Origin of the sequence: Oceanobacillus caeni (genome assembly GCF_042678465.1) — a bacterium.
GTDB classification, from domain to species: Bacteria; Bacillota; Bacilli; order Bacillales; family Amphibacillaceae; genus Oceanobacillus; species Oceanobacillus caeni.
This window is the reverse complement of the sequence record NZ_JBHTKV010000002.1, coordinates 180,003-205,551: the sequence shown is the minus strand read 5'-3', so window position 1 is coordinate 205,551 and position 25,549 is coordinate 180,003. Positions and strand designations below refer to the sequence as shown.

Annotated in this window: 20 protein-coding genes and 1 other annotated feature; of the genes, 16 read left to right on the top strand and 4 right to left on the bottom strand. The window is 35.7% G+C overall.

Annotated elements, in window-relative coordinates:
* The first annotated feature begins 24 nt into the window (after positions 1-24).
* From ACFQ18_RS03490 to motS, 9 genes are all read left to right on the top strand, one after another.
* Positions 25-2,544: a DNA translocase FtsK gene (locus ACFQ18_RS03490; protein WP_052771798.1), complete on the top strand. Its 2,520-nt coding sequence runs from the start codon at positions 25-27 to the stop codon at positions 2,542-2,544.
* 90 nt (positions 2,545-2,634) lie between these two features.
* Positions 2,635-3,750: a nicotinate phosphoribosyltransferase gene (locus ACFQ18_RS03485; protein ID WP_047186785.1), complete on the top strand. Its 1,116-nt coding sequence runs from the start codon at positions 2,635-2,637 to the stop codon at positions 3,748-3,750.
* Between the two features lie 187 nt (positions 3,751-3,937).
* Positions 3,938-5,245, top strand: coding sequence for a UDP-N-acetylmuramate--L-alanine ligase (gene murC, locus ACFQ18_RS03480; RefSeq protein WP_047186784.1), 1,308 nt, complete (start codon positions 3,938-3,940; stop codon positions 5,243-5,245).
* Positions 5,246-5,717: 472 nt separating this feature from the next.
* Complete coding sequence (locus tag ACFQ18_RS03475; protein WP_047186783.1) at positions 5,718-6,131, top strand: DUF948 domain-containing protein; 414 nt, start codon at positions 5,718-5,720, stop codon at positions 6,129-6,131.
* A gap of 11 nt (positions 6,132-6,142) precedes the next feature.
* Positions 6,143-6,532 (top strand): YtxH domain-containing protein, encoded by a 390-nt coding sequence (locus ACFQ18_RS03470; RefSeq protein WP_047186782.1) that lies wholly within the window; start codon positions 6,143-6,145, stop codon positions 6,530-6,532.
* 286 nt (positions 6,533-6,818) lie between these two features.
* Positions 6,819-7,895, top strand: a complete 1,077-nt coding sequence (locus ACFQ18_RS03465) for a bifunctional 3-deoxy-7-phosphoheptulonate synthase/chorismate mutase (RefSeq protein WP_047186781.1) — start codon at positions 6,819-6,821, stop codon at positions 7,893-7,895.
* A 162-nt stretch (positions 7,896-8,057) separates the two neighbouring features.
* Positions 8,058-9,053 (top strand): catabolite control protein A, encoded by a 996-nt coding sequence (gene ccpA, locus ACFQ18_RS03460; RefSeq protein ID WP_047186780.1) that lies wholly within the window; start codon positions 8,058-8,060, stop codon positions 9,051-9,053.
* A 79-nt stretch (positions 9,054-9,132) separates the two neighbouring features.
* Positions 9,133-9,957 (top strand): flagellar motor protein MotP, encoded by an 825-nt coding sequence (gene motP / locus ACFQ18_RS03455; protein ID WP_047186779.1) that lies wholly within the window; start codon positions 9,133-9,135, stop codon positions 9,955-9,957.
* Positions 9,947-10,714: a flagellar motor protein MotS gene (motS, locus tag ACFQ18_RS03450; RefSeq protein ID WP_047186778.1), complete on the top strand. Its 768-nt coding sequence runs from the start codon at positions 9,947-9,949 to the stop codon at positions 10,712-10,714. Before motP ends, motS begins: the two co-directional genes overlap by 11 nt.
* A gap of 155 nt (positions 10,715-10,869) precedes the next feature.
* Here motS and ACFQ18_RS03445 read toward each other — a convergent pair whose 3' ends face one another.
* The 4 genes from ACFQ18_RS03445 to ACFQ18_RS03430 all read right to left on the bottom strand — a co-directional run bounded on the left by ACFQ18_RS03445 (position 10,870) and on the right by ACFQ18_RS03430 (position 16,442).
* Complete coding sequence (locus ACFQ18_RS03445) at positions 10,870-12,036, bottom strand: acetoin utilization protein AcuC (protein ID WP_047186777.1); 1,167 nt, start codon at positions 12,034-12,036, stop codon at positions 10,870-10,872.
* Complete coding sequence (locus tag ACFQ18_RS03440) at positions 12,033-12,689, bottom strand: acetoin utilization AcuB family protein (RefSeq protein WP_047186776.1); 657 nt, start codon at positions 12,687-12,689, stop codon at positions 12,033-12,035. The genes ACFQ18_RS03445 and ACFQ18_RS03440 overlap by 4 nt, the downstream gene beginning before the upstream one ends.
* Complete coding sequence (locus ACFQ18_RS03435) at positions 12,690-13,343, bottom strand: GNAT family N-acetyltransferase (RefSeq protein WP_047186775.1); 654 nt, start codon at positions 13,341-13,343, stop codon at positions 12,690-12,692.
* Positions 13,344-13,550: 207 nt separating this feature from the next.
* Positions 13,551-16,442 carry a transglycosylase domain-containing protein gene (locus ACFQ18_RS03430; RefSeq protein ID WP_084824131.1) on the bottom strand — a complete coding sequence of 964 codons (2,892 nt, stop codon included), beginning with the start codon at positions 16,440-16,442 and terminating at the stop codon, positions 13,551-13,553.
* Positions 16,443-16,668: 226 nt separating this feature from the next.
* Positions 16,669-16,878, top strand: a binding site (T-box leader).
* 81 nt (positions 16,879-16,959) lie between these two features.
* Between ACFQ18_RS03430 and tyrS the strand changes: the two genes are divergently transcribed.
* The 7 genes from tyrS (at position 16,960) to ACFQ18_RS03395 (ending at position 25,548) form a co-directional block, all read left to right on the top strand.
* Positions 16,960-18,231 (top strand): tyrosine--tRNA ligase, encoded by a 1,272-nt coding sequence (gene tyrS, locus ACFQ18_RS03425; protein WP_047186774.1) that lies wholly within the window; start codon positions 16,960-16,962, stop codon positions 18,229-18,231.
* A gap of 380 nt (positions 18,232-18,611) precedes the next feature.
* Positions 18,612-19,772 (top strand): M20 metallopeptidase family protein, encoded by a 1,161-nt coding sequence (locus tag ACFQ18_RS03420; protein WP_047185429.1) that lies wholly within the window; start codon positions 18,612-18,614, stop codon positions 19,770-19,772.
* 21 nt (positions 19,773-19,793) lie between these two features.
* On the top strand, positions 19,794-21,395 hold the full coding sequence (locus ACFQ18_RS03415; protein WP_047185425.1) for an ABC transporter substrate-binding protein: 1,602 nt from the start codon (positions 19,794-19,796) through the stop codon (positions 21,393-21,395).
* An 81-nt stretch (positions 21,396-21,476) separates the two neighbouring features.
* Positions 21,477-22,421 (top strand): ABC transporter permease, encoded by a 945-nt coding sequence (locus tag ACFQ18_RS03410; RefSeq protein ID WP_047185424.1) that lies wholly within the window; start codon positions 21,477-21,479, stop codon positions 22,419-22,421.
* A gap of 228 nt (positions 22,422-22,649) precedes the next feature.
* Positions 22,650-23,507, top strand: coding sequence for an ABC transporter permease (locus ACFQ18_RS03405; protein WP_052771724.1), 858 nt, complete (start codon positions 22,650-22,652; stop codon positions 23,505-23,507).
* A 21-nt stretch (positions 23,508-23,528) separates the two neighbouring features.
* Complete coding sequence (locus tag ACFQ18_RS03400; protein WP_047185422.1) at positions 23,529-24,554, top strand: ABC transporter ATP-binding protein; 1,026 nt, start codon at positions 23,529-23,531, stop codon at positions 24,552-24,554.
* Entirely contained in the window at positions 24,547-25,548 is a 1,002-nt protein-coding gene (locus ACFQ18_RS03395; RefSeq protein ID WP_047185421.1) for an ABC transporter ATP-binding protein, read from the top strand. The genes ACFQ18_RS03400 and ACFQ18_RS03395 overlap by 8 nt, the downstream gene beginning before the upstream one ends.
* Position 25,549 lies beyond the last annotated feature (1 nt).

Genomic DNA, 25,549 nt, shown 5'->3' with positions numbered 1-25,549 from the left:
TGGAAATAGAAATGAGTGAGTTTTATGTTTGAGAAATGGAAAAATAAAATAAAAGAAATGTTTATCGAAAGTGATGAACCTATAGAGAAACCGCATGAAACAAAATCAAGATATAACCAGGAATTTCAACAAGATTTAAAGGCGAGAGTTACGTATCGATATCCAAAGGAGAAACCTTTTCGTTTTCCTGTTATTCCCGATGAAAAAACGGAGAATACGAATGTAAAAAATTCGGAAGAGGAAAAAACTTATTTCAAACAAAACAGAAATGAAAGAAAGAACGATACGAATAAACATTATAGAACTGAACAAAATAGTCCCTTTCATACAGAGACAAATATTCACAGTAATCCACCTAAATCTAATAATAAAAAAATATATAAAAAGACTGATGAACCATTTAAAGTATCTGAGGTTCCGTCGCCAATATTTGGATTTCAAAAGAGAGAACGGAAGGAAGAAAAGACGGACGATATTCCACCATACATACAACAAGAAACCGACCAAAAAGAAAAGAAATATGAGCACGAAAGCATGTCAATGGAGGTTTATTCTGAGGAAGAGACGAATCAAGACGAGAATAATGTTGCAGATAATATATTAGATACATCTTCATTATTGGAGAAGAAGAACGACTCACAAGACAACGAAAGCAAAATAATAAATGAATCCTTAATAGAACTGGAGTTACAGGATACAGATAACTCCACAGAAATAGAGAATACTAGTAGCGATGGGGAAGAGGAGTATGTAGACAAACGTATAGAGGACGTTGAGAAAGAAAAAGATAATGTACAAGAACCAAATGTACAAGAAAACGAGTATAAAGAAGAAGTTGCTGTAACAGTTGAAGAAAAAGCGGAAGATGTAGATAAACAAGCGGAATCAACAGATACAAGTGAAGCATCCGAGGTTAATCCTACAAAGGTAAAAGAAAATGAAAAGTCCACGGTCATCCCGTTTAATGTAATTATGACCCCGAGCGACAAACGAAATTTGCATAGAAGGAAAATGGAAGAGCTGAAAAGTAATTTTAAGGAGGAAAAACCAAAAGAAACTAGTATAAATAATCATTCAGTTCAACCAAACGAAAAAGCGAAACCAGTTAAAACAACCCCAATTAATCATTCAAATGGGGAAAAAGAAATCTTTATACCAAATCATTTACTTAATGACAGGGTTGAAAGAAGTGATTCGGATGATGTTTGGGTGGAAGAACAACAACGGTTACTAGAGGAAACCTTAAAACATTTCAATGTAAGAGCGAAGGTAGTAAAGGCTACACAGGGACCATCTGTTACCCGATTTGAAGTTCACCCAGAACTTGGGGTGAAAGTAAGTAAAATCAAAAATTTAAGTGATGATTTGAAATTAAATATGGCGGCAAGGGATATTAGAATTGAAGCGCCAATTCCAGGGAAAAATACAGTTGGGATTGAAATTCCTAATCAAAAATCGCAAATGGTTGGACTTCAGGAAATTTTTGAAACGGAAGCTTTTAAAGATAGCAAATCACCGCTAACCGTAGCATTAGGTTTAAGTATAGAAGGGGAACCCAAAATTACGGATATTCAAAAAATGCCACATGGATTAATTGCAGGTGCAACGGGGTCAGGTAAAAGTGTTTGCATAAACACAATGCTTGTGAGTCTTTTATATAAAGCAAGTCATGAAGATGTAAAAATATTGTTAATCGATCCGAAAATGGTGGAACTTGCACCATATAATGGGATTCCTCATTTAGTGACGCCGGTGATCACAGATGTGAAAGCCGCAACACAAAGTTTAAAATGGGCAGTAACGGAAATGGAAGATCGTTATGAACGGTTTGTCCATGAAGGTGTAAGGAATATAGAGGCTTATAATAAAAAAATTAGACAGCAAAATAGAATAGATGAAAAAATGCCTTTTATTGTTATTGTGATTGATGAATTAGCTGATTTAATGATGACGTCCCCACAGGATGTAGAAGATTCAATAAGCCGAATAGCACAAAAAGCAAGAGCTTGTGGAATTCATCTCATTTTAGCAACACAAAGGCCTTCCGTTGATGTTATAACCGGGTTAATTAAAGCGAATATCCCTACCCGAATTGCATTCAGTGTATCTTCCCAGGTAGACTCACGTACTATTATTGATGTAAGTGGGGCAGAAAAATTACTTGGAAGAGGAGATATGTTATTTGTAGAAAACGGAGCCGGTAAAAGTGTACGTCTTCAAGGCCCATTTGTATCTGATGAAGAAATAGAAAGAATTACAAACTATGCAAGAAGTATTGCAGAACCAAATTACTTATTTGAACCAGAAGATTTATTAGAACAAGTTCATATGGATGAGGAAGAAGATGAACTACTACATGAAGTAATTGATTTTGTATTAAGTCAAAATAGCGCAAGTACTTCTATGATTCAACGTCGTTTTAAAATAGGTTATAACCGTGCTGCAAGACTTATGGACACATTAGAGTACAAGGGAATCATTTCCGGGCAAAATGGCAGCAAACCTAGAGAAGTATTAATTAGACAAAAACAGGAAGATATGTAAAATTTATGTTAATATTATTGAAAAAGTCACATCATTAGGGTAAATGCAATAAGTAGCCTTTATTCATGATTTTCTGAAGGAGTAGCAGACATGAAAGAAATTACATTAAAACTAAATGGTGAAATTAAAAGATTAACGAATAAAACATTTAAATTTGATGAACGTATTAAAGAGGGATGGTTTTCGGCAGTTTATTTTTTAAAAACGAAAAAGATTGTAGAAGAAAAAATCCCGGATAATCACGTTACGATGCAATTTTTTCAAAAGGAAAATGCGGTGTTATGCGGAACGGATGAAGCAATAGCTTTAGTTCATACATTCGCTGATAACCCACAGGATATAGAAATCCACTCATTAAAAGATGGAGATAAGATTGAACCTTTTGAAACAGTTCTAACTATTTCCGGCAGATATCAGGATTTTGGGTATTTGGAAGGAATCATTGATGGGATTCTAGCAAGAAGAACATCAGTAGCTACAAATGTATACAATGTGGTAAAAGCCGCGAAGTCCTCCGGTAAACAAAAACCTGTTATCTTTATGGGAGATAGAGATGACCACTATACAACCCAGGCTGGGGATGGATATGCAGCGTACATTGGAGGTTCTACTGCTCAAGCAACCCAAGCGATGAATGAGTGGTGGGGGAAAGAAGGAATGGGAACGATGCCCCATGCATTGATTCAAATGTTCCGTGGGGATGTTGTAGCAGCGACGAAAGCTTATCATGAAATTTATCCAAATGACGAAATAGCAGCTTTAGTTGATTATAACAATGATGTTATTACAGATTCACTAAGAGTGGCTAGAGAATTTGGAGATAAATTAGCTTCTGTTCGATTAGATACTTCACGAACACTAGTTGATAAATATTTTCTAAGAAATCATCATTTAATGGGTTCATTTGACCCAAGAGGTGTTAACCCGGAACTTATCTTCGCTTTAAGGAAAGCGTTAGACGATGAAGGATATAACCACGTGAAAATTATGGTTTCTGGTGGATTTAATGAAAAGCGTATTTTGGAATTTGAATCAAAAAACGTACCAGTAGATATGTATGGAGTAGGAAGAAGTCTTCTAAACCTTAATATAGGATTTACAGGGGATAATGTTTTATTGAACGGTGAACCTGAAGCAAAACAGGGAAGAAGATATCGTCCTAATCCACGTCTAGAAAGAGTAGAATATTTAAACTTTAATGAATAACTTATATTACTTTTAAATCTAACCCATTTTTTGATATAATAAATCAGTATTGTGTATTTTATGAATACATGTTAGGGGTAAAATGATAGCAAAGAAGTATTTCAACGTAGAAAAAAACACATTCACTTAAGGATGAGTGAGTGCCAAAAAAGTTTTTGGTATTTGATGAACAATGGAGGTTCGTTCTATGACAACTTACCATTTTATTGGTATAAAGGGAACAGGAATGAGTGCACTAGCACAAATACTTCATGATTCAGGAGAAAATGTGCAAGGCTCTGATGTGAAGAAACGATTCTTTACGCAGGTTGCTTTGGAGGAGAAAAACATTCCTATTCTTCCCTTTTCAGAAAAAAATATTAAAGAAGAACATACAATTATTGCAGGAAATGCATTTTCAGATGAACATGTGGAAATTAAGGAAGCCAAAAGATTAGGATGTACATTTTATCGTTATCATGAGTTTCTGGGAGAATGGTTAAAACAATATACAAGTATTGCAATCACTGGAGCCCATGGTAAAACGTCAACAACTGGTTTAATGGCCCACGTGTTAGATCAAACATTTCCAATTTCATATTTAATTGGGGATGGAACCGGTAAGGGACATGTTGATAGTGAATATTTTGTTTTTGAAGCATGTGAGTATCGACGCCATTTTTTAAACTATGAACCAGACTATGCAATAATGACAAATATTGATTTTGATCACCCTGATTATTTCACTAGTATTAATGATGTATTTAATGCTTTTCAATCAATGGCGGATCAAGTGAAAAAAGGAATTATTGCTTGCGGGGATGATGAACAACTACAACAGATTCAAGCTAAAGTACCAGTTGTATACTATGGATTTGGTGATACAAATGACTTTCAAGCACAAAATGTTCATGAATCAGAAGAAGGAACGACCTTTGATGTCTTTGTGAGGAATACTTACTATGATACATTTACAACACCACTATTCGGAAATCATAGTGTATTAAATGCATTAGCGGTTATTGCGATGTGTCATTATGAAGATATAAAGGTAGAGGATATTAAGAGAATTTCTTCATTCCAAGGAGTTAAAAGACGCTTTACCGAAAAGAAACTAGGAACTCAAGTTCTAATAGATGATTATGCACATCATCCTAAAGAAATAACTGCAACAATTGATTCAGCAAAAAAGAAATATCCTAATAAAAAAATTATTGCTATTTTTCAACCTCATACATTTACTAGAACAAAAACATTTTTACAAGAATTTGCTGACAGTTTAAGTGATGCAGATAAAGTTTATTTATGTGATATTTTTGGTTCTGCTAGAGAAGATTCAGGAAAATTGACTGTTGAAGATTTACAGAAGTTAATTGATGATAGTGAAATATTGGAACTTGATCATACGGAAGTATTAGCCGAATATAAGGATAGTGTGCTTATCTTTATGGGGGCAGGAGATATTCAGAAATTCGAAGAAGCATATGAAAGTGTGAACAATGCAATACAACATTAAATGAATAATCATTAAAAGATAATAAGTCTGATTGTTTTCAGGCTTTTTTCTTTTTATAAACAAAAGTGGAATCGCCCTTACAGGCTAAAAACGCGACGTACGGAGTGAGTCGATATTGACTTTCACCACAAGGGTATAAGTGCGACTAGACCTCTGGATTCACCAATTGGCAAGACTTCTTTATCATGTTTTTTAGGTGAGGGCAGTCTCGCTAGTTGTTGGGCATTGGAGCTGGACGTAACCTTCCCTAAGAAAGAATTTGATAAGCTTAATTATATATTTTCTTACCTTACAAAAAAGGTTTTTATTTGTTTAATGTCGAATTAATTATTAGAAAGTTATATACTAAAGCTAGGTCTGTTTTTAAATTTATTTAAAAACAGGTTTAGGTATTGATAAATAGGGAATTATTAAAAATGAACCATTGTCATGCCTTTACATAAGTTATTATACATAAGGAGATGAAAGAGATATGGAGTTTTTACTATACATATCTGCGTTTATTGCGGCTTTAGCGTTTGTTATTCTAGTTATTTATGTAGTGATTGCAATAAAGGCAACAAAAGAGACGTTAAAAGATGTTTCCATTACAATTCAAGGTATTGAAAAACAAATGCAAGGTGTTACAACAGAAACAACTGAGTTATTATCTAAAACGAATAAATTAGCTGAAGATATGAATGAAAAAACTGGGAAGTTGGATACTTTATTTGATGGCGCTAAAGGAATTGGGGATTCCATGAAAGATTTTAGTCAATCTCTAAATGAGATATCAAATAGTATTTCTGTGGCTTCCAAGATTGACCAAGAAAAAGCTGCTCAAGCTGTAAAATGGGGTGCAGCTATAGTAGATTTTGTAAATGGAAGAAGGAACAAAAATAAGTAGGAGGTAATAATATGAGTGAAAACAACATTAACATGAAGGATTTTGTAATCGGAACATTTGTTGGTACGATAGTTGGAGCTTCTATTGCATTGGTTTTTGCACCTAAATCAGGTAAAGAACTTAGAGGTGATATTAATGAAGGTGCTCAACAAGTGAAAAACCGTGCTGGGGATTGGAAAGAAATTGCACAGGAAAAGAGTAGTGACTGGAAAGATAAAGCTTTTACAACAAGCGTTGAGTTTAAAAAACGTGCAATGGATACTACTTCTAACATTACCAAAAATGTTTCTCAAAAAACACAGGATCTAACTAAAAAAACACAAGATTTAACTAAATCAATATCTACTAAGTTCAATAATGAAGACAAAACGTTAGTTGAAGCAGCAGATTCTGAAAAGTAAAGAAAATTATTTCCTAAACTACAGTCCATTATGGGTTGTAGTTTTTTCTTTCGTGTCTAGCTCCAGCGCTAAAGCCGTAGCGACACTTCCTTCACCTCCTGGCATGGCCAGGCGCAGTCCATACGTCGCTAAACGGGCGCTTCCGCTTTTCTTTTTATTTAAGGAATGATGAAAAAAATTACATTAATCGTAAAACTAAATGGTGACAAATGTAAGAATGTTAGCTATAATTGTCACTAATTATAAATTAATTATAAATGTTATTATTTTTCTGGGGGCGCATAAAATGACGAATCAATTTGAGCAATTAAGAAATCAATTAGACGAAGTAAATTTGGAAATACTAGAATTAATCAACAAACGCGCATCACTTGTTCAAGAAATTGGACAAATAAAAACAAAGCAAAGTATTAGAAAAGAGTTTGATCCTGTTAGAGAACGTGAAATGTTAGACCTTATTACCGCAAAGAATACAGGACCATTTGAAAACTCAACCATTGTTCATATATTTAAAGAAATTTTTAAGGCTGGACTAGAATTGCAAGAGGAAGATCATCAAAAAGCGCTTCTTGTATCCCGTAAGAGACAGCCTGAAAACACAGTTATTGATATTAAAGGTGTGAAAATTGGGAACGGTAATATTAACCATGTGTTTGGTCCATGTGCAGTAGAAAGTTATGATCAAGTAGCACAGGTTGCTGAATCTATTAAAGGTAAAGGACTTAAATTATTGCGTGGGGGCGCATTTAAGCCAAGAACATCACCATATGATTTCCAAGGTCTAGGATTAGAAGGCTTACAAATCTTAAAACGTATTGCAGATGAATATGATCTAGTTACGATTAGTGAAATTGTTACACCAACAGATTTAGAAAAGGCTGTTGAATATATTGATGTTATCCAGATCGGTGCAAGAAATATGCAAAACTTCGAATTGTTAAAAGCTGCAGGTCAAATTGATAAACCAGTTTTATTAAAACGTGGTCTTTCTGCTACAATTTCTGAATATATTAATGCTGCTGAATACATTGTTTCTAGTGGTAATGGAAATGTTATTCTATGTGAACGCGGTATTAGAACTTATGAAAAAGCAACAAGAAATACATTAGATATTTCCGCGGTTCCAATTCTAAAACAAGAAACACACTTACCTGTAATGGTAGACGTTACACATTCAACTGGTCGCCGTGATTTATTACTTCCGACGGCAAGAGCAGCCCTTGCTATTGGAGCAGATGGAATTATGGCAGAGGTCCATCCAGATCCTGCTGTAGCACTTTCTGATTCAGCACAACAAATGGACATCCCAACATTCGATCGTTTCTATGAAGAACTAACAGATTTAGAGAATCGTTTAAAATAGGTATGTTTAGAAAAGACTAATCAATATTGATTAGTCTTTCTTTATCGTAAGACTATAATTAATGAATTAACTATAAAAGACGGTTATTTTTGTTTTTTTTATCATGTTAGAGTATGATATAAACAAAAGACTGGATTTATAATATAGGAGGTAAACACAGTAATGACTGTAACAATTTATGATGTAGCAAGAGAAGCAAATGTGTCTATGGCTACGGTTTCGAGAGTAGTGAATGGAAATCCAAATGTAAAGCCAACAACACGTAAAAAAGTTTTAGCGACAATAGAACGTTTAGGTTATCGACCAAACGCGGTAGCTAGAGGATTAGCTAGTAAAAAGACAACCACTGTAGGTGCAATCATTCCAGATATATCCAGTATTTTCTTTTCAGAATTAGCTCGTGGTATAGAAGATATTGCAACTATGTATAAATATAATGTTATTTTAAGTAATTCAGATCAAAATAAAGATAAAGAGTTAGCGTTAATTAATACAATGTTGGAAAAACAAGTAGATGGAATATTGTTTATGGGTGGAACCATTACTGAAGAACACTTGCAACAATTTAATACTTCGAATGTTCCAATCGTGTTAGCAGCAACTTATGATGACACAAAGGAATTAGCATCTGTAAATATTAATTATGAAGAAGCTGCTTATGAAGCAACAAAGCATTTTGTTGATAAAGGAAAGAAAAATCCGGCATATGTTGGTGGCGGAGAAGATACAAGTATTAATGAACATAAATTTGCCGGCTATAAGCGTGCATTAGCTGAGGCAAATGTTCCGATTAAGGAAGAATTCATTGTACAAGGTGATTATTCTTATGAGTCCGGGCTTGAAGCTGCCAAGCAATTAGCGGCTTTAGATGAAAAACCAGAGGCTATTTTTGTCGCTTCAGATGAAATGGCATTAGGTGTTATCCATGGTGTTCAAGATATGGGGTATAATGTTCCGAATGATGTAGAAATTTTTGGTTTTGATAATACTCGACTTGCAACCATGGTTCGTCCGACGCTTTCAACAGTTGTACAACCTATGTATGACATCGGTGCAGTTGCAATGCGCTTATTGACAAAATTTATGAATAAAGAAGAAGTTGCTGAAAAAAATGTCATATTGCCTCATAGAATTGAGTTAAGAAATTCAACTTTATAAAAATGATGCCGATAAAAGATATAGATGGATGTAAATTACATTCATCTATATCTTTTAAATGGTTGGGGAGATTTAGAAAATGAGTAAAAAAGATATATTAACTCCTATCGGCATTACATTTGGTTTTATCGTTATTATGCTAGCGATTCTTTCAAGTGGCGGTACAGAAGGTGCTGTATCATTTATTGATGTATCTAGTATTCTGATTGTAATTGGTGGCCTAATAGCCTCTATGTTAATCGCTTTTAAAATGGAACAACTCAAACTAATTTTCAAGTTATTTAAGGCGACTTCCCTTCAAAATAGTAAGCAGTTACCTGAGTTAATTGCGCTTTTTTCTCGATTAGCTGAAAGGGCGCGGAGAGAAGGTATTTTAGCTTTAGAAAATGATTTGGATGGTATTGATGATCCATTTATACGTAAAGGTTTATTACTTGTTGTAGATGGCGTTGAACCTGAAGTAATCAATGATATTCTAGAAGCAGAAATTATGGCAATGGAAGAAAGACACGCGAAAAGTAGGTCTTTGTTTGAAAAGGCAGCTGAATACGCACCTTCATGGGGAATGATAGGTACGTTGATTGGACTCGTTTTGATGTTAAATCAATTATCTGATCCGTCTACATTAGGACCTAGTATGGCTGTGGCACTATTAACGACATTATATGGAACTGTGTTAGCTAATCTTGTGTTTACGCCTATGGCAAATAAGTTAGAGGGGAAAACAGAAGAAGAGGCTTTTTATAAGCAAATAATCATTGAGGGAATTATTGGTGTACAATCCGGACAGAATCCACGTATCCTTGAGGAGAAACTAAATGCATTTCTTTCCAATGAAGATCAAGAAAAGCAAAAAGAAATCCAGACTTCTAATATCATAGGAGAAAGCATTAATGAAGCGTAGGAGAAAGAGGAAGTCCATTAAAGAAACTGGTGCACCAAAATGGATGGTTACCTATTCTGATATGGTAACCTTAATTTTAGTTTTCTTCATACTATTATTTGCTATGTCAAACCTTGACGATGAACGCTTTGAGGCGGTTCAAGAATCATTCCAAAACAGAATGATTTTTGATTTTTATCCTTCTATAGTTCCTTCCAATCAACCTGCTGAACAATCCAAAAATGAAAAAGGGGATAACTTAGAAGGAAAGTTGAATAGTGACTTGGATGAAAGTGATTTAAGTGATCAAACACCTAAGACGGAAGAAGGGAACTCTCTAGATAATCTAGTTAGTGAAGTAGAATCTTTTCTTGATAATAATAATTTAAATGGTGCTATTACGGCTAAGCGATCAGATGAAGGTGTTGTATTAGTCTTGCAGGAGAATATCTTATTTGACACTGGAGAGGCAACCGTATTAAATTCGGCTAAACCATTTTTAGATAAGATAGGTCTTCTCTTAAAAGATGTTCCAAACCAAGTGCGTGTAGAAGGGCATACTGATTCTAGGCCGATAACAAACTATAGGTATCCATCGAATTGGGAATTATCGGCAGCTCGCGCCGGTAGTGTTATTCGCTATTTAACTAATGGATTTGAATTGGATGAAAAAAGATTCTCATCAGTTGGTTATGCAGATACTAGACCTATAGCACCAAACGATTCTGAAAAACACTGGGGTAAAAATCGGAGAGTAGAAATTGTAATTATGGAATAAAAAGAGCAGTTGCTGAATATGCACCTGCTCTTTTTATTCCTCTTTATCCGACCTATACGGGCAGTAGATTCCCACCTTAAGCTTCTGGGGAACAAAGAAAGTAGGTGGGAGATCGGATGGAAGTCTACTTTATTAAGAACTGTAGATAGTTGTTATCATTTCTTTTGTGGTTTAAACGTGTATTTTAGTAATTGATTTAGTAGTTTACTATTTTTATCGTTAATTTCTGGTTTTCTAGGAATGTAAGGAAATGCTTCTTCATTTGTGTCATGCCAATGATTCGGAATATTTACAGGCGATTCCTTTTTCCACTTTTCAATCCATGTGCGTGGGAGAGGGCCGGTGCTAATTGTACCCATTTTCATGACATTCCAAATTTGAGCCCATGCTCTTGGAACAACTCGCCAAATGTCGTAGCCTCCTCCCCCAAGGGCAATCCATTTCCCGTTACAGTACTCGTGGGCTAATTCATGGGAAATCTCAGGAATACGTTCATATATTTTCATAGAAGTGCAAAGATGGGTTAGGGGGTCATATGTATGTGCATCTGCTCCGTTTTGTGTAATAATAATGTCAGGTTTAAAGAACTCCGCAATTCTTCTAATAGCCCCCTCATAAACTTCCAAAAAGGATTCGTCTTGTGTAAAAGCATCGATAGGGAGATTAAATGAATAACCAAATCCTTGTTTTATTCCCCGTTCGTTTACTTCACCTGTACCCGGAAATAAATACCTACCTGTTTCGTGGATTGAAAATGTACATACATTAGGGTCATCATAAAATGCACTTTGAACTCCATCACCATGATGGGCATCCGTGTCAACATACAATACCCTTAAATTATAATTTTTTCTTATATATCTAATAGCAATAGCCGCATCATTATAAATACAAAATCCAGAAGCTTTCCGCTTAAATCCGTGATGTAGTCCACCGCCTATATTCAACGAATGATTAACACGTTCATTTATAACTTCATCTACAGCTGTTAATGAACCTCCGACGAGCAGGGCGGATGCTTCATGCATACCATCAAAAATGGGAGTGTCTTCCGTACCAAGACCGAATTCACGTTTCTCGTCATCAGTTAATTGGTTAAAACTTGCTCTTTTAACTGCTTCTATATAATCTTCATCATGAAATAATGCTATTTCTTTATCTGACGCTTTACGAGGTAAAAGTAAGTCCTCAGAAGTTAATGCATTCGATTGTTCCAATAATTCTTTCGTTAATTGAATTCGTTTTTGATTGAAAGGGTGATTTTCATGAAAATGGTATTCTAAAAATTGATCAGAAAATATAAAAGCTGCGTTCCTTTTCATACTTTTGGCTCCGGAATATTATTAGGCCACATTAATTTGTAGCCAGCATTTCGTAAGTCTTGAATGAATGGAAGCGGATTCATTGTTTGGATTCGAAAAACAAGTATTTTATAATTTGGATCATCTTTAAATGGGTAGACCAATACGGATGCAATATTCACTTTGCGTTTTCCAAAAATAGCTGCAACCTCAGGAATAATCCCTGGGACGTCGGGAACTTTTACCTCAATTACGGAGCTTTGTACCGTTATCCCTGTTAACTGAATTAACGTATATAACATATCCTTTTCCGTCACAATACCGACCAGTTTATTTTTATTCACAACTGGTAAACAAGCAATTTCCTTATCATAAAACACACGTGCAATTTCTTCTACAAAATCAAGCGGATGGATTGTAATAACAGGTGTAGTCATAATCATTTTTATTTCATTCTCTAATTCATTTTGTTCTATGCTATCATTCTTTAACAAGACTGAAGGGCTTGCATCCCTTACATCACGGTCAGAAACAATACCAATTACTTCATTGTTATCATTGACAATAGGTATATGGCGAATACGATGATCTTGTAATAATTGTAGGGCGTTAGCAATTGTTGCATTTTGGGGTAGAGTAATCACCTCAGTTTTCATGATTTCCTGTACTAACATTTATAAACCCTCCCTCATAGAACGATCCTTATTTCTTGATAGGAATCGTAATTCATCAAATTTCTTTACAGATTCTTCCGGAACATTTTTCCCGATACGGACCATCAAACAATTTGCGGGATGAGAAATAATTTCCGGGTCATCTGTTGGAGCGGGGAGTAATCCACCGGCTGCCATCATTTTTTCCATTAATTTTCGATAATTCCAGATGCTTAATTTGGTTCCTTCTAAATCCCAATGCCAATAATATTCTGTAGAAATTATAATATAATTTTCCATAAATTCATCACGCATGGAAATTTCAAGAAGGTTAGAAGCGACTTTTTCACCACGAAATTCTGGGATGATTTCTATTGCCCCTAATTCAATCAAATCCTGCATGTTAAATTCAGACCATCTTTCAAGTGGATCAGGATGCACATAAGTGACATATCCAATAATAGTATCAAGTGTACGAGCTACTATTATTCTGCCTTCCGGAAAGTCAGCGATTTTTTGAAGCGCCTCAAATTGTTTATGTGCTGGCCTAAATGCAGTTAATTTCTCATGAAAGTGATATTGCTGTAATTCATTCGAGGAGAGTGGACCCTCAATCACAATGGGTTCTGATGAGGTCTCTCGTTGCATCTTGTAATGGGTCTTGATGTGTTCCATGTTTTCACCACCTAATTTCAGGTCATCCGTATTAACTATAGTATACAAGATAATTCGAAAAAGTTTTAGTCTTTTGTAACATTTTCATGAATGAGTTTTTCTAATGGTAGGGGCGGAGCTAATAAGTTCCGTCTCTATTAGAAAAAAGAAGATACCCGACAACGAGTACCTTCTTTAATATTAAGCACTTTCTGAGCTGTGCCTATGTTATTCTTGTTTCTCTTTTTTCTTTTCTTCTTTCTTTTTTTGTTCCTTCTCTTCTTTTGCCTTTTTCGACTCGGATTCATCAGCTGATTTAGGGTCTTTGCCAATTACAATTTCATTAGATGGACTAGACTCTAAGCCAAAATAATCAACTGCTTTTACTTGATAAGTCGCATTGTCATCTTCAACTGAGAACTCAGTATTTGAAGTGTTTCCTACAAGTTTATAATTTCCATCGGAGTTCGATTTGCGATAAATCCGGTATCCGACTATATCACTTGAGTCTGGTTTATTCCATTTAAGCTTATTATCCTTATAGTTTACTGACGTCGGCGCTAAAGGAGCTTTGCCATCATTTTCAATTTTATAGGATGCTAACCTAGTTTTAGGAGCACCAATTTGTTGCCATTTATCTGTATCGGTTCGGGGAATGAGTTGGCTAACATTGTTAATCCCTTTGCGTTCCAGCCATTCAGGATTAAACATGAGCCCATTTCCTAAAGTGAATTCCTTAGGTGTATCTGACCCAGCTGCAACAGCTTTTCCAGCTATAACAATTTGTGAACCTGCTATTAAACTATCATCTACCTTAGTAGGTACATATTTCGAATTATAGATGTCTGATTTTACTAACCCGGCTTTTTGGCATAAATCAGATGCCAAGTCACCTGAGATACTACAGTAACTTCTAGAGACAATACCATCCGGCTGTTTAAATCTTTCGGAAGGTGCTACAAGTTCCGGATTAATATCAGAAGCTGCATTAATTAATTGTGCCCATAAATTTTGCGTACGTTGACTGTAACTTAGTGAAGAAGAACTGTCGTAAATAGAATCAGGGATCTCATAACCAAGCCATGTTCCGAATGTTACGTTCGGGTTAGTAGCAATGAACCATGCATCATCATAATTTTGTGAAGTACCTGTTTTTCCTGCCCAGTCAACACCACCATATTTTAACCTTGATTTTACATAAGCACCCGTACCACTATTTATGACATCTCGCATCATATCAATTGTAAGATATGTTGTTTGTGGTGAAAAAACATCAACAGGTTTTGTTTCGTGCTCATATACAACATCACCATCAGCTGTTGTAATCTTATCTATCATATAACCATCTGCAAATTTTCCATTATTGCCAAAGGTTGCATAAGCATTAATGTTTTCTTCAACAGATATACCATTCTCAGATGCTCCAAGAGCAAAAGATAGATTTTGATGGTCAGCTTCTACTAGAGAAGTAACACCCATTTTTTCCAAATAGCTAGCAGGGTCTTGTGAAATTATTTTCTCATAGGTAATAACTGCAGGTATATTATAAGAGCTAGCTAATGCTTTTCTTACTGTTACCGTACCGTAATTTCCACCACCATAGTTTTTAGGACTCCATGATCCCCAGCTTCTAGGTTCATCGACGATAGTCGTACTAGGTTGAACTTTACCTAATTCCATTGCTGGTGCGTAAACGGCTAAAGGTTTAGCTGTACTACCTATTTGTCTTTTAGCTGTTGCATAGTTTGTTTGATTTTCCTCACTATAATTACGATTACCTAAAAAGCTAATAATTCTTCCTGTTTTATTATCAATTAAAACTGCTGCAGCTTGAATAGATTGAAGCTTTGTTTCGCCTGTTTTTTTATTTACTACCGTATTCTTATCATTTCCATAATATTGGTAATTGGCTGCAATCTCTTGGAATGCATCGTACATCTTTTTATCGATAGTCGAATGAACCTTATACCCTTCCGACTGAATAGCTTTAGATGCTAGTGCGGAATACTTTTTCTTTAATTCTTTATCTTTTTCCAGATCCTCTTTAGAATGCCCATCTTTTTCTGCCAAATGATACATAATAATATCTGTTGCCCTTGATTGAATTTCTCTAGTTAAGATTGGGTATTTTTTATGTGGAGATTTGTCTTCTTCTTTGAAATCGGCAACTACATCATAGTTTATCGCCTCTTCGTATTCTTCTTTTGTAATATAGTCCATATCGAGCATTCGGTTTAAAACAATTTTCATCCGGTTTAGGCCAGGCTTTATTCCGTCCTCGTCTTTTAAACCACCATTATTTTTAAATGGTGTATAATAGGATGGGCTTTGTGGCAAACCTGCTAAATATGCTGCTTGTGCAAGATTAACTTCATCTGCATTAATACCAAAAATACCTTGTGCAGCTGTTTGAATTCCCGCTATATTTCCACCTGAGGAATTACGTCCATATGGAACAATGTTTAAATACGCTTCTAGGATTTCATCTTTTTCAAAGAATCGTTCCAACCGTAGGGCCAAGAGAATTTCTTTCGCCTTTCTTTCAAAAGATACTTCATCTGTTAATATTTGATTTTTTATTAATTGCTGTGTGAGTGTACTACCACCGCTTTGCATATTTGAATTTGATACTTCTTGGTATAATGCTCGGAATATAGCCTTTGGCACAATACCTTGATGTTCATTAAAATATTCATCTTCCGTTGCAATAACGGCTTGAATTAAGGTAGGAGATATTTTATCAAGGGTCGTTTCTTCCCGATAAAGATCGGTTTGTACATCTCCTAAATAAATATTATCAGCAAAATATAACTTTGTCGTTTCATCGTAATTATAGATATCTTCCTTCATGTCTGCATAGCTACGTACGGGTTCATCTTTTATAAGGGAGGCAAAAAAACCTGCGCCTACCCCTCCAACAAAGAAAGCACCTATGAAACCTATAATTAAAAAGACTAATATTATATTCCAAACAACATCATATGTAATACGTGAAGTTTTCTGGATCTTACCAGTTTTCCATATGGTCGATACTTTATTGATAAATTCATAGTTTCTAAAGGTATTCCACGCTGATTTAGACTTTCTCTTTAATTGATGAAACATCTCTTTCAGTTTCATTTGCAAAACCCCCTAAAATTCTTTTATAATTATATCATAAGTATATTTTTCGAGATAGATGAATTTAGTTGCATTTTAATAATGTATATGATAAAGATTATTAGAGGATGTTCAAAAAGTCTGGTGAACATGTCATACCCTTGTGGAGGTGCAGCTTTCTCAGCTGAATCGGTCTTTTTCATCCAACTTTTTGAACATGCACTATTAGCAACATTCTATATATATGTAAGTAGCTAAGAAAGAATGAAGTAGTTTTACAAATCCCTATCAAAGAGAGCTAGTGGTCGGTGGAAACTAGTATACATTTGTAACATGAATTACGTTCTGGAGCAATTTCTTCTCTTATGAAGGAAACGGTGGAAACATCGATAACAATACCGAGTGGCACAACTGTGCAACAAGGGTGGTAACGCGTGTTTAATAACTCGTCCCTTTTTAGTTAGGGATGAGTTTTTTTATTTTTAGAAATGGCTGTTTTCTTAGAAAGATGCCAAATTAAAATAGGAGAGTGCATGTAATGGATATTTTACAAGATTTAGAAAAACGCGGACTAATTCAACAAACTACCGATCATGAAGGTCTAAAAAAACATTTAGAAACGAACCAGGTAAGTTTGTACTGTGGTTTTGACCCAACGGCAGATAGTTTACATATTGGTCATTTAGTACCATTAATTATGCTAAAACGATTCCAATTAGCTGGTCATAAACCAATTGCATTAGTCGGCGGCGGTACCGGAATGATAGGGGACCCAAGTGGACGTTCCACAGAAAGGTCATTAAATACAACAGAAACGGTACAATATTACGCTGATTCATTAAAAAAACAAATTAACAAAATTTTAGAAGTGGAGAACATTGAAAGTTCTGTAAAAGTACGAAATAATCATGATTGGTTAGGAAAATTAACTTTTATTGATGTACTAAGAGATATAGGAAAACATTTTAGTATTAATTATATGCTAGCTAAAGAATCTGTTTCAGCTCGTATAGAACAGGGACTTTCTTTTACTGAGTTTAGTTATATGCTATTGCAGTCTTTAGATTATATGAAATTATATGAAGAAGAAAACGTAACATTACAAATAGGTGGAAGTGATCAATGGGGAAATATTACCGCTGGAATGGAATTAATTCGTCGGGCAAGAGAAAATCAAGATGAGGAAATTAAAGTATACGGTTTAACTGTCCCATTAATAACAAAGGCAGATGGAACTAAATTCGGTAAAACAGCTGGTGGAGCAATTTGGCTTGATCCGGAAAAGACAACGCCATATGAATTTTATCAATTCTGGATTAATACGGACGACCGTGATGTCATTAAATTTATTAAGTACTTTACATTTTTAAACGAAGAAGAAATTGCTCAATTAGAAAGTGAGGTTACTAACCATCCGGAAAATCGTGTTGCTCAAAGACGTCTTGCAGAAGAAATGACTAAATTAGTTCATAGTGAAGAAGCGCTAGCACAAGCGAAAAAAATTACAGAAGCATTGTTTAGTGGAGATTTTAAGAAGCTATCCGCCAGTGACATTGAACAAGGTTTTAAAGATGTACCAACATTTGAAACTTCAAAAGAAGATATAGGCCTAGTTGATCTATTAGTAAATGCTAAAATTTCTTCTTCTAAGCGCCAAGCAAGGGAGGATATTTCTAATGGAGCGGTCTATATTAACGGGGAACGTCAACAAGATATTCAATATACTGTGACCGAAGAAGACCGTATTGAAGAGAAATTCACTATTATCCGCCGTGGTAAGAAAAAATATTTCTTAATTTCCTTTAATTAATATTGGAAATTGAAAAAATACATTGACTTGAGATGTCAGTGTATTTTTTTTGCCAAAAAAGTGTAAGGTACTCTCAACCTTAGTTTTTACATATAAAAATAGCCTCCAAATCTATGAAAATACCCTAAACCGAGTTGACAACTAGGTATAATATGGTTATCATTACTTATAAATTTATCCCACCTAAACGGACAGTAAGATTCCCGCCTAAAAAACAAAGAAGGTAGGTGGGAGATCAACTACCCGTAAAGGTTTGATAAGTCAGCGGGGGTTGAAGGAAGTTCCCACTGATGGGGTATTCTTTATAAAACTTACTAAATTCAAATAAAAATAGAATGCGGGGGATTTAATTGGGCTTAATTAAAGAATTTTCAACAATTATGAATAAAGTTGATGAACAGTTTTCGGAAGTTCAGAATTGGCGTAGACATTTACATAGACATCCAGAGTTATCATTTGAAGAAAAAAATACTGCATTGTTTATAGCAGAAAAATTAAGAAGCTTTGGACTTTCTGTGAAAACACAGATTGGTGGTCACGGGATTGTTGCGGAGTTAGAAGGGAAAGAACCAGGTAAAACAATTGCTTTGCGCGCGGACTTCGATGCTCTGCCTATTCATGAAGAAAATGATACTGCATATACATCCGAAAACCCAGGCGTTATGCATGCTTGTGGACATGATGGCCATACGGCAGCACTTCTTGGGACAGCACAAATGCTTAGTAAATATAAAGAACAATTAAAGGGGAAAATACTTTTTGTTTTCCAACCGGCGGAGGAGAAGCCACCAGGAGGAGCAAAATATATGATTGAGGAGGGAATTCTCGATAATGTAGATTATGTATTTGCTGCTCATCTCGCTTCAGAACTTCCATTAGGTCAAGTTGCTGTTGGTGCCGGATACCAAATGGCTGCAGTTGATAAGTTTGAAATAACGATAAAAGGGCATGGGGGACACGGTGCTAGGCCGAATGAGGCAATTGATCCAATTGTTATTGGTAGTGAAATTGTTCAATCCCTACAAAAAATTGTAAGCCGTAGATTAGACCCATTGAAATCTGCTGTTGTTACATTGGGGGTATTCCAAGCTGGAGCTGCATTTAATGTTATTCCAGATGAAGCTAAAATTGAGGGAACGGTAAGAACCTTTGATGAGGATGTACGTGATTTAGTTGAAAAGGAAATACATTCTATTGTAAATGGAATTGCCAATGCGAATCACGCAAACTGTGAAATTGACTTTTTACGTGGTTACCCATCCCTATTTAATCATCCGGAAGAGACAGCAACTGTAAATGATATTTTAAAAGAGGTTTTTAATGAGGAAGAAGTTGTTGCACTAGAGCCAACGATGGGAGCGGAGGATTTTGCTTACTTCTTAAAAGAGAAACCTGGAACGTATTTCAGAGTTGGATCAAGAAATGAAAGCGAAAGTACTCATTATCCACACCATCATCCGAAATTTGATATAGATGAAAGGGCTTTACTTAATATTGAAAAGGCATTTATAAAAATTGTTTCACACTATTTAGTTGACTAATTACTAGGGGAGATCAGAGGAATGCGTCTAGAAAAAACATTAAAATTATTTGCTATATTAATTTTCACACTTATTTTGGTGGCTTGTAGTAATGGGAGTTCAAGCGAAGAGACGGGAGAAGGAAATTCAGCGGCAGAGGAAAAACAAACTGGTGGCACACTTGACGTCGCTTATACTAGTGAGCCAGATACATTAGACATTATGTCAAATGCTTCAAGTCCAACAAGGGATATCGCTTGGCATATTTTTGAAACATTAGTAGCGCTTGATAAAGATTTTGCTGTTAAACCGATGATAGCTGAAGATTATAGTGCCTCAGATGATCAAAAGGTTTATACCATAACCATTAGAGATGATGTGAATTTTCATAATGGCACAACTGTTGGGGCGGAAGATGTAGTAGCATCTATTGAAAGATGGAGACTTGTTTCTTCTGTAGGCAAAGTTGCAAGTGAGTATATCGAAGACGTGAAGGCAATCGATGAATTAACGGTAGAAATTACATTGAACGAAGTGTATAACGGGCTTCTAGATGATATGGCTGCTCCAAAAACAGGATTAGCTATTATTCCAAAAGAAATTGCCGAGGAAGCAGGGGAAAAACCATTAGTTCCGGAACAGCTTATTGGTACGGGACCGTATCAATTCGAAAAATGGGAAAGAGGAAATGAAATCGTTCTAACGAGGTTTGATGATTATTCACAGCGTGAAGAAGCGGATTGGGGAGGGCTTACAGGTAAAAAGGAAGCTATTCTTGATCAAATTAACTTTCTAATTGTCAAGGATCCCCAAGTGAAATTGAATGGTTTAAAAACAAACCTATATGATTATGCTCAAAACATTCCGACAGATTTATATGAAGTTATTGAAACAACACCAAATATAAATCCAGTTACGTATATCAATGGTTACTCAATGATTACACCTGATAAGTCAGAGCCGCCATTTGATGATTTGAAAGTTCGCCAAGCTTTACATTATGCTCTAGATAAAGAGGCCATCGCTCAATCGACTTATGGGAATGAAGAATTCTATGAAATGGATGGTGCTCTATTTGATCCAACTCAAACCGAATTATATACAGCAGAAGGAACAGACACTTATTTGGAGTATGATCCAGAAAAGGCAAAAGAGCTATTAAATGAATCTGATTATAATGGTGAGCCCATTACCATAATGTATTCCAACAATAATGAGGCATATAAACGTATTTCTCAAGTAGCTGAACAACAACTTGAGGAAGTAGGGTTTACAGTCGAACTAGAGCCATATGAATGGGCAACATATCTAGAAAAATGGCAAGAACCTCATAATTGGGACATTGTTGTCATTGGATATTCTACTAGATTTTCACCAAATGAGTTAGGATTTCTAGTTCAAGATACCGGTAGTAGTGGTTGGTACAACAGTGAACGTTGGTCTGAGTTAATGACACAATGGGGATTAGCAGCATCTTCTGAAGAAAGACAAAAAATATTAAAAGAAATGAACCAAACGGTATATGATGAACTTCCTTTCTTAAAAGTTGCAAATGAAACGACATTAGATATAATGAGTGACGAAATTCAAGAATATGATGCTTGGATTGGTCCACGATTCTGGAATACTTATAAGAATGAATAACCACAAAGGGAGTCATGTCTGTTTTTAACGACACTGGCTCCTTTGTTCTTTTCAAAGATTGATATAAAGGGAGGGAAAAAAGTGTTACATTACACGTTACGAAGACTTTTAGCCATTATTCCTGTTCTATTTATCGTTAGTATCATTGTATTTATGATTGTTCATCTTACTCCAGGTAACCCAGCTTACCTTATTTTGGGGGAAGATAGTTCTCCTGAGGCAATTGAACAATTAGAACAACAATTGGGACTAGATAAACCAAAAGTTATTCAATATTTTGACTGGTTAGGCAATATATTTGTAGGGGACTTGGGACAATCGATTTATTCCGAGCAAGCAGTAACACAAATTATTGTGGAACGCCTTGGTCCGACATTTAGCTTAATGGTTATATCCATGTTATTAACCATAATTGTTGCAATACCAACTGCTATTTTTATTGTATGGAAACGGAATACAGTGTTAGATCCTCTGTTTTTATCAGGTTCTCTACTAGGAACATCAATACCAGAGTTTTGGTTAGCGTTGTTATTAGTTCTTGGTCTAGGTGTATCCGTACCTATTTTCCCTGTAGCGGGTTATATACCAATTACAGATGGATTATTGGGCTGGTTACATCATTTGCTTTTGCCGGGGATAGTTTTGGCTGCTGTAGAAGTTGGGTTAATTGCTCGTATGCTCAGGGATAGCATGCTTGAATCGGTCAATCAAGATTATACGAAAACAGCACGAGGAAAAGGGGTAAAAGAAAGTACAGTTTTAATGAAGCATGTGTTTTCCAATGCGCTTATTCCAACGACAACCGTCATAGGTGTAACAGTTGCTGGTCTGCTCGGAGGAACAGTCATCATTGAAACGATTTTTACAATTCCAGGTGTTGGTCAATTGTTAATTGATTCGATTCACCGTAGGGATTACCCGGTAATTCAAGGAGTAGTATTATTTGTTGCTTTTGTTTATGTACTTATTAATTTAATTGTCGACCTTTTATATGCCTTTTTAGATCCAAGGATTCGCTATGATTGATTTAGGAACAAAGGCGCAAGCGCCCGTTTAGCGACGTACGGACTGGACTGAGCCGCAGGAGATAAAGGAAACACGACGAACGGAGTGAGTCGATGTTGACTTATCGAACGGAGGTGAAGGAAGTCTCGCTAGTCGCTGGGCGCTGGAGCCGGACGTGGCCTTTTCTGAATAATTATCCACATGCAGGAATTTTATAATTTCCTGGACAACAAAAAAGGAGATGTCTTCATGTTAAGAAGAAAACGTAATCTCATTCCTTTCGTCTTTTTAATTTTATTGTTTTTAGCAACCATGACAGCTACATGGTGGCTTCCTGTATCTCCAAGCTTTATGGATTCAAGTCTGCGATTGATGGCACCATCCGCAGAGTATTGGTTTGGTACAGACCACTTTGGCCGAGATATATTCGGTCAAACGATTATAGCTGCAAGGGTTTCACTATTAGTCGGTTTTACGGTTGCCGCGCTTTCTACGATAATGGGAACAATAACGGGTCTTATTGCAGGATACTATAAAAAGTTAGATTCTATTATTATGCGGATTATTGATGGGATGCTGGCTTTTCCTTCTTTATTATTGGCACTTGCTTTGGTTGCTGCTTTAGGTGGAAGTGTAACTAATATTATTATCGCGCTGACCTTTTCCTTTTGGCCTGTTATGACACGAGTTGTACGCTCAAGTGTTCTTCAAGTAAAAAATATTCAATATGTTGAAGCTGCCAAAACATCAGGAATTAAGGATCCTGTAATTTTATCGCGATACATTCTTCCTAATGTCATGTCTCCAATCATTGTGCAAGGAACGTTTATTTTTGCAAGATCTATACTAGCAGAAGCGGCACTAAGCTTCCTAGGGGTTGGAGTTGAACCATCCATACCAACATGGGGGAATATGTTACAAGAAGCGCAGATTTATATTACAACAGCGCCTTGGTTCTCCATTTTTCCTGGTATTTTTATTGTTGTTACTGTCCTAGCGTTAAATATATTAGGAGATGGGCTTAGAGATGCTTTTGATCCTTATGCAAAAGGGAAGAAGAAAGTAAAAAAACAAATGTTCAAACAGAGAAAGCAATATGCTTCATGATAATAGTAGGAGGGATAGACGGTGCTAGAAGTAAAAAATCTGAAAGCTCATATTGATACACCAGATGGGGTGGTAAAGGCAGTTGATGGAGTATCCTTTATTATTAAGCCAGGTGAAACGGTCGGTATAGTAGGTGAATCTGGAAGTGGGAAAAGTGTTCTAGCTCATTCTATCATGCAACTTAATCCTAAGCCACCAACCTTCTACCCGCAAGGAGAAATTCTATTTGAAGGAAGAAATTTGCTCCAATTACAAGAAAAGGAACTTCGGAAAATAAGAGGTAACGATATAGCGATGATTTTCCAGGATCCTATGTCAAGTTTAAATCCAGTTTTTAAAGTAGGAGAACAATTGATGGAAGCGATATTAACGCACCATCACATGCCAAAAAGTAAAGCAAAACAGAGAGCAATTGAATTACTAAAAGATGTAGGTATTCCAGATCCAGAAAAAAGAATGAATGCATACCCACATCAATTTTCAGGTGGAATGCGTCAGCGTGTCCTTATCGCTATTGCACTCGCATGCAATCCGAAAATTTTGATTGCGGATGAACCGACCACAGCACTTGATGTTACGATACAAGCACAAATACTAGAACTTATGAAAAATATTCAAGAAAAATATGGGATGGCTATTATTATTATCTCTCATGATTTGGGCGTTATTGCTCAAATGGCAGAGAAAGTTCTTGTTATGTACTCAGGAAGAATTGTAGAAAAGGGGAATGTGGAAGATATCTTCTTTCATACTTCTATGCCTTATACATGGTCGTTGCTTAGGTCCCTTCCACGTATCGATTCTGAATCTCGTGAACGTTTACTTAATATAGAGGGGCAACCCCCAAATTTAATTCATCCACCAAGTGGGTGTAATTTTCATCCACGATGTCCTTTTGCTACGGAACAATGTAAGTTGATTGATCCTGAATTAACGAAAAGATCTTCTAATCATTTTGTAGCTTGTCTTTTATCCGAAGTGGAGTTTAAAGAAGCGAAGAGACTTATGGAAAATGTAGAACAGGAAGGGGATTTAAAACATGTCTGAACCTTTATTGGAAATACGGGATTTGAAAATGCATTTTCCAATAAAACAAGGAGTATTTCAAAGAACGACAAACTATGTTAAAGCGGTGAATGGTGTAAACTTTACCTTAAATAAAGGAGAAACCTTAGGGATTGTTGGTGAATCCGGATGTGGGAAAAGTACCCTTGCACGTACCATTGTTGGCTTATTAAAACCAACTTCCGGGGATATTTTATTCGAAGGAGAAAGCATTTTACAATACAATTCAAAAGAATTACACCAACTTAGGCGAGATGTACAAATGGTCTATCAGGATCCTTATACAAGCCTTAATCCAAGAATGAGGGCGGGAGATATAATTGCCGCACCATTAAAAGCGTATAACCAATCAAATAATTTAAGAAAACGTGTACTAGAATTAATGGAGTTAGTAGGGTTAAAAGCAGATGATTATAAAAAGTTACCACATCAATTTTCTGGAGGACAACGTCAAAGGATTGGAATTGCGCGTGCCCTTGCACTTAATCCAAAATTAATTATTTTAGATGAACCAGTAAGTGCGTTAGATGTATCGGTGCAGGCGCAAGTAATTAATTTGTTGGAGGATCTACAAGAAGAATTAGGTTTAACCTATCTATTTATTGCACATGATCTATCAGTGATTAGGCATATATCTGATAGGGTAGGTGTCATGTATTTAGGTAAGATGATGGAGATGTCTGATAGTGAATCATTGTATAAGAATGCCCGTCACCCATATACAAATGCACTGCTTTCTGCTATACCTTTACCGTATCCAATGAAGGAAAAGAAACGGGAACGTATTGTATTAAAAGGGGAACTACCATCCCCATCCAATCCGCCAAGTGGGTGCGTATTTCACACAAGATGCCCATTTGCTACAGAATTTTGTAAAGGAAATGTACCTACCTTAGATGAAGGTAATGATGCGGGTCATTTTGTGTCTTGCTTCTATCCAATTGAAAACAAACAAGAAGAGTTCGCCCGCCAGTAAA

Coding starts and splice junctions, on each gene's coding strand:
- ACFQ18_RS03470 (WP_047186782.1), top strand. CDS start 6,143: ATGAGTGAAAACAACATTAACATGAAGGATTTTGTAATCGGAACATTT.
- ACFQ18_RS03430 (WP_084824131.1), bottom strand. CDS start 16,442: ATGAAACTGAAAGAGATGTTTCATCAATTAAAGAGAAAGTCTAAATCA.
- motP (WP_047186779.1), top strand. CDS start 9,133: ATGAGTAAAAAAGATATATTAACTCCTATCGGCATTACATTTGGTTTT.
- ACFQ18_RS03485 (WP_047186785.1), top strand. CDS start 2,635: ATGAAAGAAATTACATTAAAACTAAATGGTGAAATTAAAAGATTAACG.
- ACFQ18_RS03475 (WP_047186783.1), top strand. CDS start 5,718: ATGGAGTTTTTACTATACATATCTGCGTTTATTGCGGCTTTAGCGTTT.
- ACFQ18_RS03395 (WP_047185421.1), top strand. CDS start 24,547: ATGTCTGAACCTTTATTGGAAATACGGGATTTGAAAATGCATTTTCCA.
- ACFQ18_RS03440 (WP_047186776.1), bottom strand. CDS start 12,689: ATGTTAGTACAGGAAATCATGAAAACTGAGGTGATTACTCTACCCCAA.
- ACFQ18_RS03445 (WP_047186777.1), bottom strand. CDS start 12,036: ATGAAAAGGAACGCAGCTTTTATATTTTCTGATCAATTTTTAGAATAC.
- ACFQ18_RS03405 (WP_052771724.1), top strand. CDS start 22,650: ATGTTAAGAAGAAAACGTAATCTCATTCCTTTCGTCTTTTTAATTTTA.
- ACFQ18_RS03415 (WP_047185425.1), top strand. CDS start 19,794: ATGCGTCTAGAAAAAACATTAAAATTATTTGCTATATTAATTTTCACA.
- tyrS (WP_047186774.1), top strand. CDS start 16,960: ATGGATATTTTACAAGATTTAGAAAAACGCGGACTAATTCAACAAACT.
- motS (WP_047186778.1), top strand. CDS start 9,947: ATGAAGCGTAGGAGAAAGAGGAAGTCCATTAAAGAAACTGGTGCACCA.
- ACFQ18_RS03435 (WP_047186775.1), bottom strand. CDS start 13,343: ATGGAACACATCAAGACCCATTACAAGATGCAACGAGAGACCTCATCA.
- ccpA (WP_047186780.1), top strand. CDS start 8,058: ATGACTGTAACAATTTATGATGTAGCAAGAGAAGCAAATGTGTCTATG.
- ACFQ18_RS03490 (WP_052771798.1), top strand. CDS start 25: ATGTTTGAGAAATGGAAAAATAAAATAAAAGAAATGTTTATCGAAAGT.
- ACFQ18_RS03420 (WP_047185429.1), top strand. CDS start 18,612: ATGAATAAAGTTGATGAACAGTTTTCGGAAGTTCAGAATTGGCGTAGA.
- ACFQ18_RS03465 (WP_047186781.1), top strand. CDS start 6,819: ATGACGAATCAATTTGAGCAATTAAGAAATCAATTAGACGAAGTAAAT.
- murC (WP_047186784.1), top strand. CDS start 3,938: ATGACAACTTACCATTTTATTGGTATAAAGGGAACAGGAATGAGTGCA.